This is a genomic window from Desulfuribacillus alkaliarsenatis, from assembly GCF_001730225.1.
Lineage (GTDB): Bacteria > Bacillota > Bacilli > Desulfuribacillales > Desulfuribacillaceae > Desulfuribacillus > Desulfuribacillus alkaliarsenatis.
Genome location: NZ_MIJE01000001.1, coordinates 214,114 through 226,556, shown reverse-complemented (window position 1 = coordinate 226,556; position 12,443 = coordinate 214,114). Strand labels below are relative to the sequence as shown.

Here is a 12,443-nt window from a genome sequence, read left to right as displayed (position 1 = left end):
ATTAGATTAACAGCTTTTATACAATCAAAATTAACAGCTTTTATTTATTGGACTAAGCAGGTTACTTACAAGCGGCCAATGGAAGCTAGGTACTTCTCAGATTTTACTGAGCATACTGTAGATTTAGGCTTACGATTCCCAAGCTTAACGACATTGGCCTTATAACAGGGTTCTTCTAAAACGCCAAAGATTTCGGCAATCAATTCAATTTGTTCCTTTGAATATTTCTTGCCTGCTACTTCTTTTGCATGGGTGATAGGCTGCTTTAGAATCTGATTAATAATGCTTTTTGTATGCTTGCGAATTACTTTCTTCTCACGTTCTGATAGGTCTGGAAGCTTATTGTATAAGCTTTCCATTGTGTTTTCATAGATAGCATCTGTTTTGTGCTTTAAGGCTTTTATCAGTGGGATTACCTCTAGGGTGTCAAGCCAAGTGCTGAAATTATCTATCTCCTCTTCGATGATTGTATCGATGACGTTAACTTCTTGCTCACGTAATTTCTTATTCGCTTCTACAACACCTTCGAGCTCGTCAATATCATACAGGAATACACCATCTACCTCATTGATTTCTGGATCCAAATCACGAGGAACAGCTATATCAATCATAAAAATCGGACGATTTTTACGTCTAATCATTACTCGCTCCATAATCTTTTTGTCAATGACAAAGTCAGTGGCCCCCGTTGAACTTACAACGATGTCCACTTCTGATAATGAGTCTTCAATATTCTCCCACTCTACCGCAATACCATTAAATTTCTCAGCAAGTTCCTGTGCTCGCTGGTATGTACGGTTTACTACATAAACCTGTTCAACGCCTGAGCTATTTAGATGCTTTGCCGTCAATTCACTCATTTTACCAGCGCCGATAATTAATACTTGCTTATCGTTTAACTGACCAAAAATCTTCTTTGCTAGCTCTATTGCAGCATAACTAATAGAAACAGCATTCTTCCCAATATCTGTTTCAGTATGACAGCGTTTACCAACACAAATCGCGTGTGGTAGTAGCTGTTTAAGAATCGTTCCTATTGTGTTATTTGCTAATGCAACATCATATGCCTCACGTACCTGTCCTAAGATTTGTGTTTCACCAAGCACCATAGAATCTAAACCACAGGCAACTTTGAACAAATGAATTATAGCTCGTTCGTTAGCATGGGTATATAGATATTGCCTAAATTCAGAACGATCAGTGTTGAAATACTCTTGCAGAAACATTAATAGGTTCTGCTCACCACAATGAATATTATCAACAATGAAATAGAACTCCGTGCGATTACACGTCGCTACTAAAGAACACTCCATAATACTATTCATTGATCGTATTTTTTGTAGAACATCAGGAACTTCATCTTTGGTGAATGTGAATTTTTCCCGAATCTCTACCGGTGCAGTTCGGTAATTAATACCAGCGGCCAAAATGTACATTTTTCTAAATTCACCCCATCAATTCATCGCTTCAGAATAATGCTTTACTTTTTTATTATTATATCATTGTATAAAAATCAGAGTATGACTGTTTTGTGAACAAATTGCTACAGATATATGACACATATAACAATACACACATTTGCCCAGTTCATAATATCATATAGATATATTAACTATGTAAGGAGGCTTTAACATGCATACTGTCTATGATACTAAATTATCTTCCTATAGTCCAAATAAAGATTTACATTTTTTATTAGGCCATACGATTTTACATTTCCCGCCAGGATGTTTCCACGATGCGGCTATTGTATCATCTTTAGCTCAGGATTATAACCGCAATTATAAATCTTCAGAAAAATTCAAAAGCTATAAATTTCGCTATAAAAACCGCTAATATATAGCTCCATTACAAAAGGGCTGTTGTACAACAAACTTAAAGTTTGCTGTAAACAACAGCCCTTGACTAGCTTATCAGCTTCCTGCGGGTTTTTGTTCCTGTGCTTCTTCTACTCCATCCGCTTCCTCATCGGTAGCTTCTTCATCTTCAGTTTCTTCTTCATCATCTTCAGTCTCATCATCTTCTGCAGCCTTCTTCGGTTTATCGCCGTTTTGTTCAATATCCTCTCGTTCCTCAATCGTCTTGAGCATATTTTCTAACTGCTCACAACCTAACATATTAACCGCTACCATTAATAGAAGAATAATTAACAATATTTTCTTTTCATTAGTCATATTAGCTGCTCCTATCTTGGCGCCTGCGGAAATATTGGTGCGCGTTGCTCGAGCTGGTGACGCATTTCCCCAAGTCTATCTTCATCAATATCGACACCTCGCCCTGGTTGTAGATCCTCATATAGCTCTTGTTGTCGCTCATCATCTACAACTGGTACTTGAGGTTCATTAAGTGGTCTATCTGGATAGTCTGGTTCAGTAGCTGGTGCTTCAGGTCGCTCAGCTGGAGAACAAGCAACTATTAAGGAAATTACAGCAAACACTAACATTATAGATAACAACATTTTCTTAAGCTTCATAATTCTCACCTCTTAATCAATAATTAGTACTATTTTTAGCTTGAGGAGGTTTTTTATGTATACAAAAAAGTAGCCATCATATTGTGATATGATGGCTACTTTTTCATATTAAATCATATTTCAATCTTGTGAGTAATTATTTGAGATTACTGCTCCCAGTCCCATTTCCAATCTTCAAACTGCCAAGGCCACTTGTTCTCTTCGTTCCACTCTGTTTCTGGGAATCCAATTACGCGACATTCATCGTCAAATTTATAGGTATGGTTTTGATACCAACCTCTATCATTACCTTCAAATCCACGCATTCCATCGATTAACTCACGAATATCTTCAGTTGAACCGTATTGACCTCCGTGACAAGATGCACATAATTCCTCCACAGTGCCATGTAATAACTTACCTTCATTATTATTTTCATGAACACTATGGCAATCAGTACAAGCCATCCAAGACTTAGTTCCAATGTAATGATCCATAAATTGCTGGCGTGATGCACGGGCTTTGCCGTCTGTAGCAACACGGGAAGTTCCTTCACCAAACTTCACTTCCATTGGTCTAAAGAAGTCTAAAACATTATCCCCAGGACGGAAGTTCAGATTGTCTTGACGAGGTGTAGTCTCACCATGCTCATCTAAAGTTGTTCCACGGATATGACATTGTGAACAATTATGAATTTGTTGATCTACAGTTAAATGCACAGTAGGATTAACAATTAAGTTTTCACCCATAGGGTTTGCAGCATGATTAGAACCAGGTCCATGACAGTTCTCACAGCCTACTCCTAAGTTTGCAGTCGTTTCTGCTATAGTTAAGTTCTTGTCAGCTTCCCACTTTGGTAAGTCGAAGCCTGTTACGTGACATGCGATACAGTTAACTTCAAAGATTCTTGCTTGGTTACGATCTCTCCATTCGTAGTTATGACTCCAATCTACAAAGCTATATTGGTATTTTAACATACGAGTTCCATAACCATCGCCTAAGTTAACAGCAAACGCTTGGCGGCGAACTCCTGCACCTACATGGAAAACATCAACTTTCATAGAGTGTACTAATTCTTGCGCTTCATTATAGAAATTAGCTACAAATACTCTATCTTCACCACTTAGACCATCGAAAACAACATAGACTCCACCTACACCTTGAAGGCTAGTTCCATCTTGAAGCTCAATGTCTCTAGTTCCCTCAATTCCAGTCTCTTCGTTCTCATCAAATACCACTGGATTTCCAAACTCGTTTAACATCTCAGTTTGCCATGTGTCTACAGGCTCTTGTCTGATGTTGTTCGCATCTCCAGTTTTGTTTGGATGCGATGTTACCATAAACTTGTCTTTCATGCTACCGTGACAAGTTAAGCAGTTGTCCATACCCATGTAAGTTTCATTAGGCAAAGCCTTACCTTGAATGTGATATTTCAAACACAATTCATTAAATGACTTATTATGTATCGTCACATTCTTAAATCTATTTTTTCATAATAAATTCACTAAATCTAGTGACATCCGTCACTTATTTAGAATTGTTTTTATTTTTATATTACACGTGTTAAATGTTATGAATGGCTCTATAATTAGAGTGATGCTAAGTGTTTGAAAAAAACAAAAGACCTCACAAAGGAACAATTTCCCCAGTGAAGTCTTCATAAATTTTTTATATATGATACGTTTTACATAGTCTCTGTTGCTTCTGTTGCTGCAGGTACTTCTTTCTTGCCAAATTTGTCTTTAACAAATACAACAACATACTCTAAGACAATGTATGCAATGATAATGATACCGAAAGCACCAAAAGTCATCGCCCACTCAACAAATGTTGGTGAGTAGCTAAGAATCTTAATTGGTCCTTGGCCATCTGGTGTAAGTGATACTATCTGTCCTGCTGTTACTGTATTGTGTCTAGCAAACATCATTGCTATCAATACTAGTACGCTTGACATCATTATTGCACGTTGGTTATTAGATAATAGGAATACCACAGCTAAAGCAAGTACTAAAATCCCAACTTCCATAACCCAGAAATTGATTGCATAGTCCCCAAACAGAAGGAAATTAGCAGCTTCTTGTCTTTCTAGATTTGAGCTAGTTAAGCCCATAAAGATATGGAATGCATTTAATGCAAAGTATCCTAGGATAAAGTATCCTAAAAGCTTTCTGAACTGATTTACTAAGTGGTTTGTATTAGCACGACTTTGCTCACGATCTACAAAGTAATATAGAATAATTAATGCTGCAGCACCTGTTACTAGTGCTGAAACAATCCACATGATTGGCATCATTGGAGCAGTCCAGTAAGATCTAGCAACTAAAGATCCAAATACTAATCCTAAGTTACTTGTAGCAGAAACACCAGTGATAATAGCTACAATTGCAAGATATCTTGAAAGTTTTTTGTAGCCTAGTGCGTAAGTAAATAGCTCTAAAATCAAGAATACTAGATATGCACCATATAACATACCCATCAATACGAATACCGACTTAAAGTTTGGTGATAATACTAGATAAATTGCCATATTCAATACGTATTTTAACTCTAAAGCGATAATTATGAATGCAGTAATCATAGAAACAATCGCTAAAATAACTGGTCTTAGACCCATTGATTCATATGGTTTGAAATGGAATACGTGAGCTAACGATGATAGTAAGCATAGCCCCGTACAGCCAACTGCGAAATAAACATAAGCTGTAATTAATATACCCCAAGGAACTTCATCAGACGTTCCCCAAACACCGTGCCCATATAAGAACGACATTACTCCACCATATGCAAATATAACAGCCAGAACAGCAGCAAAACCTAGTAGAGGAATGTTCTTATTAAAGCGACTAGGCATTGGCGTTTCTTGGTGTAGTGCTTCTTTCATGTTTGTCTCCCCCTTTATTATTTTCTCTTATAATATATTTTCGGCTCAGTTCCTAGCTCTTCTCTTAAACGTACAAGATTTTCACTAGCAACAACTTTAGATATTTCACTATTTGGATCGTTTAAGTCTCCGAATACACGAGCTTCTACTGGACATTGGATAACACAAGCTGGTCTATGTCCACCTTGAACGTATCCATCGCAGAAACGACATTTTTCAGGAGTCTTCCATTTATAACTCCAAAACCTTGCATTATATGGACAAGCAGCCATACAGCCCTTACATGCTATACATTTTTTATTGTCCATAACTAGAATACCATCTTCATTTAAGTACGTAGCAGTTGTTGGGCAAATTTTAGCACACGGCGGATTTTCACAGTGATTACATTGTGAAGTGAAATGCTCCGGTACACCGTTAGCACCAACGTAGTCTCTTTCTAATTGAATGAATGTTTCATCTGGTGGCATATCCCATTGCGTGCGGCAAGCTTTTTGGCATAATCCACACCCAATACATTTAGTATTATCAATAACCATGCCATACTTCCTGCCAGAATTCGAACCTGAAGCTTGAGCCAAGTTGTCAACCGACATCAATCCGCCAGAAATGAGAGCGACGCCAGCGCCTGTAACAGCAGTTGTCTTAATAAACGAACGTCGCGAAAGCTGTCTTTTCATGTTTCTTCCTCCCTTTATTTTTTCTCTTTTTGTTTTTGTTTTCCCCAGTTGAAGTTTAAATTATGAATTTTAAAGATGTGATTAATATTACATTTCCTATCATACTATATTATGAAATAAAATTGAACTACTAATTTTATTTAATCTTCTACACAATCATGCTACTAGTTTTTTATAGTAATTTATAGCTAGTTATTATTCCAGGCACCCATCATCACTAAGATTATTTCATAGTAATTAATTGTGATATTTACATCATTTATAGCTAGAAAGTAACTTTTTATTTATGAAACATCAAAAATTTTTATATTAATTTTGGTAAATTAAAAGTAATTATTGGCAGTGTTGGCAGCTTAAAACTTAGAAAAAAGGGCACTAATGCTATGATTAGTAACCCTTTTTCTTCTGTCAAAAAAACCACTTATAATATAGCTTCACAATATTGTATAGCTATTATTGATTCCAAGGCTCAGCGCCAGTGAATGTTTGCTGTCCTTTACCTTCGAAGTAAGAAGCTTCCCAAGGCCAGATAGATACCCAATCAGCTTTGTCTGCAGCGTTACCGCCAGATTTTAATGCCCATGTGTATTGCTCTGGTGATAAACCGAAGCTACGTCCTTCTTCGTCAAAGTTAAATATGTGTTGGCTATGACCAGTTCTTCCACCTTCATTATCCCAGTTACCAAAACCATAACCAGACCACCCTGTGCGACCATTTAAAACTTTCATGTAATCTTCTGATTTATCTCCATGACATGCGATACATGCATCAACTGGTTGAGAACCTTTAATACTCTTGTTGTTTGGATCATTACCTACATTATGAGAGTCATGGCAATCAAAGCAAGCTTGTTGTCCATGAACTGTTTGTCTCTCAAAGATGTAATCTTGCAAACGGATATCCATGTCATGCTGATGGTCACGTCGACCTTTACCATCGATTGATGTTGCACGGTTACCAGTACCCCAAGCTGGGCGTACATAATCTTGCACATCTAAGTAGTCATGAGTTCCTAACATAAATCCACGTAAATCGTTAGATTCCTGACTTAAATCAAACTTATTTTTACCGCCAGTACGTGTATGACATTGTTCACAAACCATTTTACGAGTCGGGTCGTCATAAGACAATTTAGCTGGGTTGATAATTTTTCCTTCAGCCATTGGGTTAGCAGCATGATCAGCACCTGGTCCGTGACATGCTTCACAGCTAATACGCAAGTCTGCTGCAAAGAAGTCACGCAGGTCTTCACGCTCACCATTCTTATACTCTTCTAAAGCATCTTCCCATGCATAAGCATCAAAACCGGTTACGTGACAAGCGATACAACGCTCTTGCCATGATCTGTGCTCACCATATGAATAAATTGACGCTCCAAATCCACGCATTTCAACTGCTAATAATTTGTAACCAGCGCGATCTAAGTTACCTTCGAATTGAACTGTTTGAGACTTGTCAATTGTCCAAGAGATTCCACCGTCTTCAGTAGTAGATAACCAAGCTTCACGAGGTCCACCATCGTAGTAAACCATATAACGTTGCTTACGAGTAGCACCTACAACGAATTCTACATCTTCAATAGCAACTTTCTCTGTACTAATGTAAAGAGTATTTCTGTCTTTTTGATCTAAGATTACATAAGTATCAAGTTCATCCCACTGTGGAACTACATCTTCCCAGATGTTCTCTAAGCTTCCACCTAGACGTGCTGGTCCTTCAGTTATTTTAATTGTATGCCAAGATGTTTCCCATTTTTTGTATTGATCTTGGTGACACATTTGGCATGCATCAGGACCAGTGAAGCCGCTAACATATTCATTGTAAACAGTTCTATGGTCTGTTGCAACTGGGTCTGGTGTAACTGGCTGATCAGGTGCTGGTGCTGGAGCTGGATCTGGCGTCGCAACTTCATCTGCACAACCAACTACAACTAGAGCAGCAATCACTAACATCGCCATTAATACTAATAAACGATTTTTGCTCATTTCAATTTTCCCACCTTTTAAGTTTTTGTGTTTTTGATGAATTCACATCTTAATCACATTTTGACATACATCACACTTCCTTCATATTGTCATAAGTCCATTAATATAGGGAAATTTTGTCCTCTTGTTTTTTTGCAATGATTTTACTTAATTACTTCAATCGGAGGAGTATATTTGTCACTTTCTTTTAAATAATTATAAATAATTGATATGCCGCTTTATTTATAGGCGTTTCTAAATCTATTGGAAAACTAGATTGAGAGTTTTTTTAATTTATAAATATCATCAGCAATTGTTATATTTATAATCTTGTTGTTTAATATGTCACTTTTGCTCCACATGTCAAATGTCATCTTTTTTGCATTGCATTTGTACCATAGATTTTTTTTCATATAATTATAATTCTATATACTTTATAAACTGGCGTAAAATAAAGAAAAACCTAGTAAAGACGCAGAATTTGCTATATTAATATTAAATCTTCCTGTATAATGACATATGAAAATATGCTACATTTTTTCTTCATAAATTCCTGGCAGGTGATTAACATTATATTTCAAGAATTCTTTATTACCTTTCGCTCAGAAGTCTTTATGGTATACGGTTTAGCTTTTTTCCTTATGGGTTTTGCAATTGCTTTACAGCCTAAGAATTTTAGTAATATACCATTAGCTAAGAGCCTAAAATTTTTAGCACTATTTGGTATAGCGCACGGACTTGTTGAGTGGGGTATTATGTTTATTCCATTTCAACGTGAGTACTTATATCTCGACGGAATTAATAACATCATCGTATTTAAAACATTTTTAAATTCATTATCATTTATGTTTCTATTTATGTTTGGAAGTAGTTTGCTTTCGGAAACGAAGCAGCGCTGGAATGGCATCCATTATATACCAGTTGTGATTTTTGGCATGTGGTTTATGCTCTTTATTTTATCAAATATTTTCTATTATGATGATTTTCGTACGTGGATAAACTCAAGTAACGCCTGGTCACGCTATTTATTGGCTTTACCTGGTTCAATAATATCTGCATACGCAATATACCTACAAATACCTTTGTTAAAGCAACGGCGTTTCAAGGTCTCTAGCTCGAAATTGCAAGGCTTTAGTGCGGCGTTCTTACTATATGCTTTTGCTGGAGGATTGATAGTACCTGAAACTACCTTTTTGCCCGCTAGTGTAATCAACACGAAATCGTTTTTCGAGCTAACTGGTATACCAATATATCTAATCCGAGCAACTAGTGGAGTATTAATGGCCTATTATGCTGTATTAATATTAAGAATCTTCAAAATTGAGATAGAGCGTCAGCTTGAGCAAGCACAAATTCTTAACTCTGTATACAATGAGCGTGAACGTTTTTCACGCGACCTCCATGATGGTATAATTCAATCGGTATATGGTGTAGGTTTATACCTTGAAAACGCATCTATGTCAATGGATAAAGAACCAGAAAAATCAAAATCACACATAAAAACTGCGATTGAAAAACTAGATGATGTAATAATTCAAATGCGTAATTACATTAACAACCTTAGGGCACAGTCTAGTAATAATACTAATATTTTAATAAATTCAATTTTTGAAATCATACATGATTTCAAAATTCACTCAAAAATCAATGTTGATTTTGCCTACGATGAAGCTTTCAATAAGTTTTATCCATCTGGTGATGTAACTCAAAACATTAAACTAATAACATTCGAATTATTAACTAACGTAATTAAACACGCTCAAGCAAGCAATGTGAAAATTAAACTTAAAAGCAATAATAATATTATTACATTAATTATTTCTGATAATGGTAAGGGTTTTAATGAGAGGAATTTAAAAAAGCGCACCTCACAGGGCTACCATCAAGGCCTAAACAACATTAAAGAAAGGGTGTATTCTTTAAAGGGTTCACTATCTATCAATAGTAAGCCTAAGCAGGGTACTACAATTGAAATTGAAATTCCGTGGGAGGATGATTTGGATGACTAAAACGACAAAAATTTTACTTGTGGATGACCATGAAATTGTCCGCTTAGGGCTAAAGGGCTTGTTAGAGCAAGAAGGACAATACGAGGTGGTCGGACTAGCAGAAAATGGTAAACAAGCTGTAGAGATTTATAAAGAATTGCGACCAGACTTAACACTAATGGATATACGTATGCCAATCAAAAATGGCATAGAAGCATGTAGGGCAATTAGGGATATTGATACTAACGCTAAGGTTTTAATGCTAACATCTCATACTGACGAAGAGGCCATGTACTCATCAATTCTTGCAGGTGCTGTCGGCTACGTTAAGAAAAAGATTGGATTTGATGAGCTTGTACGTTCAATTAACCAAGCATTATCAGGAGTGCATATCCTAGATTATGACGGCACGCAAAAGCTAATTCAACGCATGCAGCTTGAGTCAAAACAAAAAGAGCTAACCGACCAGGAGCATGAAATTCTTAATTTGATTGGCGAGGGTATGACCAATAGAGAAATTGGTGAAGTGCTATGCCTAAGTGAAAAAACGGTCCGTAATTATGTAAGTAACGTGTTCAGTAAGCTCAATTTCTCTAATAGATCACAGGCAGCGGTTTACGCAGTCCGAAAAAATATGTTTGATGAAATCTAAAATATTTTTGATGGAATCAAAAAGGAAGCTAAAGGCTTAGTACAAGCCCCTAGCTTCTTTTTTTATTAATCATCTATAGTTGAGACATCCCCAGTTGGAATATTTAATTCCTTAGCTTTTAAGACTCTACGCATAATTTTACCACTTCGGGTTTTAGGAAGCTTGTTTCTGACCTCAATAATTCTCGGTCGGGCATGGGCTGCAAGTCTTTCTCTTACGAAGTTCATAATATCCTCTTTTAGTTCGTCAGATTCATGAAACCCCTGGCGCAAAGTAATATACGCCTTAACAACCTCTCCGCGAACGGGATCTGGTACACCGATAACCCCTGCCTCTGCGACCGCAGGGTGCTCTACAAGCTTACTTTCTACCTCGAATGGGCCAACACGTTCACCCATTGTGTTAATTACATCATCAATACGACCCTCAAACCAATAGTATCCATCTTCATCCTTATAAGCTGAATCCCCTGAGATGTACCAGCCATTGACGAAGTAATCTGCATACTTACTTGGATTATTCCATATCGTCTTCATAAGTCCAGGCCATGGCGGCTTAATCGCTAGGTTACCTAATTCATTAGTCCCCATTGGTGTTCCGATATTATTAACGATTTCTACTTCAATTCCTGGTATTGGCTTGCCCATAGAGCCTGGCCTTATCTCTAAAGCTGGGAAATTAGCAATTACTGACGAACCAGTTTCAGTCATCCACCAGTTATCATATATCGGGACACCAAAAGTATCCATACCCCACTTTATTAACTCTGGGTTTAGCGGCTCTCCTGCAGATAATATATGTCTTAAGTTTGATAAATCATACTTTTTAGCAATCTCTGTTCCTGCTGCCATGAGCATACGGAAGGCAGTCGGAGCACTAAACCATACAGTTACTTTGTGTTTGGCTAATGTCTCATACCAATGCTCTGGATTAAATCTTCCCCCACGCATAACTACTGGGGTACCGTTAAGCCATGGTGCCCACATTCCTGCACTTGTTCCTGTAATCCAACCCGGATCTGCAACACACCAATAAATGTCAGTAGGTTTTAAATCATAGACCCATTTACCCGATATATACATATGAACCATCGCATAATGACTTAACAAAACACCTTTAGGCTTACCAGTCGAGCCCGACGTGTAATGAATCATCATCGCATCTTCTTTGTCTAGCCACTCGACAATAGGCGTGCTATCATGACGCATAATTTCTTGATATGCAACCTGCCTTTTACCTTCATCTACCTCATCCGCGCCAACAATAATAACGCGCTTAAGCTCTGGCAGCTCATGAAGTGGAACACGTTCAAGTAGTTCTGGGCTAGTTACCAAAACCTTTGCTTCACTATCTTCTAAACGGTCCTTAACTGCCTTCTCCATAAAAGCTTCAAAGAGCGGCCCTGCAATCGCACCAATACGAATCGTACCAAGCATCGCAACATAGTACTCTGGTGTACGAGGTAAAAAGATAAATACGCGATCACCCTTAGCAACACCAAGACTTTTGAGCCCTCGAGCAAATCTATTTGATAGTTTTTGTAGCTTTTCGTATGTATATTGCTCGTCACGGTCACCATCGCTGTAGTAAAGGGCTATATCGTTGGCTGCTCCCTGTTCACATTTCCGATCAATTGCTTCGTATACAATATTACACTTGCCAGATTTATTCCAGGTAAATTCCTTTTCAGCTTCTTCCCATTTAAAGGTAGCTCTTGCTTGCTCATAATTCTCTAGATTAGGAGCTATTGCCATATTTATCATCCTTTCTAAAACGTATCGATCTTCTATATATTATATGTTTCCTTTATTTTAATATAAATCTT

Annotated in this window: 11 protein-coding genes; 3 read left to right on the top strand and 8 right to left on the bottom strand. The window is 37.2% G+C overall.

Translation table 11 applies throughout. The features are described from left to right. Positions 1-65 precede the first annotated feature (65 nt). The gene (gene hemA / locus BHF68_RS01105; protein WP_069641800.1) at positions 66-1,436 is read right to left on the bottom strand and encodes a glutamyl-tRNA reductase; all 1,371 of its coding nucleotides are present in this window, start codon (positions 1,434-1,436) and stop codon (positions 66-68) included. A 196-nt stretch (positions 1,437-1,632) separates the two neighbouring features. Here hemA and BHF68_RS01100 point away from each other — a divergent pair, with 196 nt between their 5' ends. Beyond that, on the top strand, positions 1,633-1,836 hold the full coding sequence (locus BHF68_RS01100) for a hypothetical protein (RefSeq protein ID WP_069641799.1): 204 nt from the start codon (positions 1,633-1,635) through the stop codon (positions 1,834-1,836). A 77-nt stretch (positions 1,837-1,913) separates the two neighbouring features. Here the strand turns inward: BHF68_RS01100 and BHF68_RS01095 are convergent, their stop codons facing one another. The 6 genes from BHF68_RS01095 to BHF68_RS01070 all read right to left on the bottom strand — a co-directional run bounded on the left by BHF68_RS01095 (position 1,914) and on the right by BHF68_RS01070 (position 7,999). Continuing rightward, on the bottom strand, positions 1,914-2,174 hold the full coding sequence (locus BHF68_RS01095) for a hypothetical protein (RefSeq protein ID WP_069641798.1): 261 nt from the start codon (positions 2,172-2,174) through the stop codon (positions 1,914-1,916). Between the two features lie 11 nt (positions 2,175-2,185). Next, complete coding sequence (locus tag BHF68_RS01090) at positions 2,186-2,473, bottom strand: hypothetical protein (RefSeq protein WP_069641797.1); 288 nt, start codon at positions 2,471-2,473, stop codon at positions 2,186-2,188. 146 nt (positions 2,474-2,619) lie between these two features. After that, positions 2,620-3,924, bottom strand: coding sequence for a cytochrome c3 family protein (locus BHF68_RS01085; protein ID WP_141706205.1), 1,305 nt, complete (start codon positions 3,922-3,924; stop codon positions 2,620-2,622). A 212-nt stretch (positions 3,925-4,136) separates the two neighbouring features. Beyond that, on the bottom strand, positions 4,137-5,333 hold the full coding sequence (nrfD, locus tag BHF68_RS01080) for an NrfD/PsrC family molybdoenzyme membrane anchor subunit (protein WP_069641795.1): 1,197 nt from the start codon (positions 5,331-5,333) through the stop codon (positions 4,137-4,139). Positions 5,334-5,350: 17 nt separating this feature from the next. Then, a complete protein-coding gene (locus tag BHF68_RS01075; protein ID WP_084019114.1) occupies positions 5,351-6,013 on the bottom strand; it encodes a 4Fe-4S dicluster domain-containing protein in 663 nt (220 codons plus the stop codon). Between the two features lie 453 nt (positions 6,014-6,466). Continuing rightward, positions 6,467-7,999 carry a multiheme c-type cytochrome gene (locus tag BHF68_RS01070; RefSeq protein WP_069641794.1) on the bottom strand — a complete coding sequence of 511 codons (1,533 nt, stop codon included), beginning with the start codon at positions 7,997-7,999 and terminating at the stop codon, positions 6,467-6,469. Between the two features lie 593 nt (positions 8,000-8,592). Between BHF68_RS01070 and BHF68_RS01065 the strand changes: the two genes are divergently transcribed. Together BHF68_RS01065 and BHF68_RS01060 are read left to right on the top strand one after the other, a co-directional pair. Next, entirely contained in the window at positions 8,593-9,987 is a 1,395-nt protein-coding gene (locus tag BHF68_RS01065) for a sensor histidine kinase (RefSeq protein ID WP_069641793.1), read from the top strand. Beyond that, the gene (locus BHF68_RS01060; RefSeq protein ID WP_069641792.1) at positions 9,980-10,618 is read left to right on the top strand and encodes a response regulator; all 639 of its coding nucleotides are present in this window, start codon (positions 9,980-9,982) and stop codon (positions 10,616-10,618) included. Before BHF68_RS01065 ends, BHF68_RS01060 begins: the two co-directional genes overlap by 8 nt. A gap of 65 nt (positions 10,619-10,683) precedes the next feature. On the opposite strand, the gene acsA is transcribed toward BHF68_RS01060, so the two are convergent. Then, on the bottom strand, positions 10,684-12,372 hold the full coding sequence (gene acsA / locus BHF68_RS01055; protein WP_245669615.1) for an acetate--CoA ligase: 1,689 nt from the start codon (positions 12,370-12,372) through the stop codon (positions 10,684-10,686). Positions 12,373-12,443 lie beyond the last annotated feature (71 nt).

Excerpts from the sequence above, each read along its gene's own strand:
- hemA (WP_069641800.1), bottom strand. The coding sequence starts at position 1,436 with ATGTACATTTTGGCCGCTGGTATTAATTACCGAACTGCACCGGTAGAG.
- BHF68_RS01100 (WP_069641799.1), top strand. The coding sequence starts at position 1,633 with ATGCATACTGTCTATGATACTAAATTATCTTCCTATAGTCCAAATAAA.
- BHF68_RS01095 (WP_069641798.1), bottom strand. The coding sequence starts at position 2,174 with ATGACTAATGAAAAGAAAATATTGTTAATTATTCTTCTATTAATGGTA.
- BHF68_RS01090 (WP_069641797.1), bottom strand. The coding sequence starts at position 2,473 with ATGAAGCTTAAGAAAATGTTGTTATCTATAATGTTAGTGTTTGCTGTA.
- nrfD (WP_069641795.1), bottom strand. The coding sequence starts at position 5,333 with ATGAAAGAAGCACTACACCAAGAAACGCCAATGCCTAGTCGCTTTAAT.
- BHF68_RS01075 (WP_084019114.1), bottom strand. The coding sequence starts at position 6,013 with ATGAAAAGACAGCTTTCGCGACGTTCGTTTATTAAGACAACTGCTGTT.
- BHF68_RS01070 (WP_069641794.1), bottom strand. The coding sequence starts at position 7,999 with ATGAGCAAAAATCGTTTATTAGTATTAATGGCGATGTTAGTGATTGCT.
- BHF68_RS01065 (WP_069641793.1), top strand. The coding sequence starts at position 8,593 with ATGGTATACGGTTTAGCTTTTTTCCTTATGGGTTTTGCAATTGCTTTA.
- BHF68_RS01060 (WP_069641792.1), top strand. The coding sequence starts at position 9,980 with ATGACTAAAACGACAAAAATTTTACTTGTGGATGACCATGAAATTGTC.
- acsA (WP_245669615.1), bottom strand. The coding sequence starts at position 12,372 with ATGGCAATAGCTCCTAATCTAGAGAATTATGAGCAAGCAAGAGCTACC.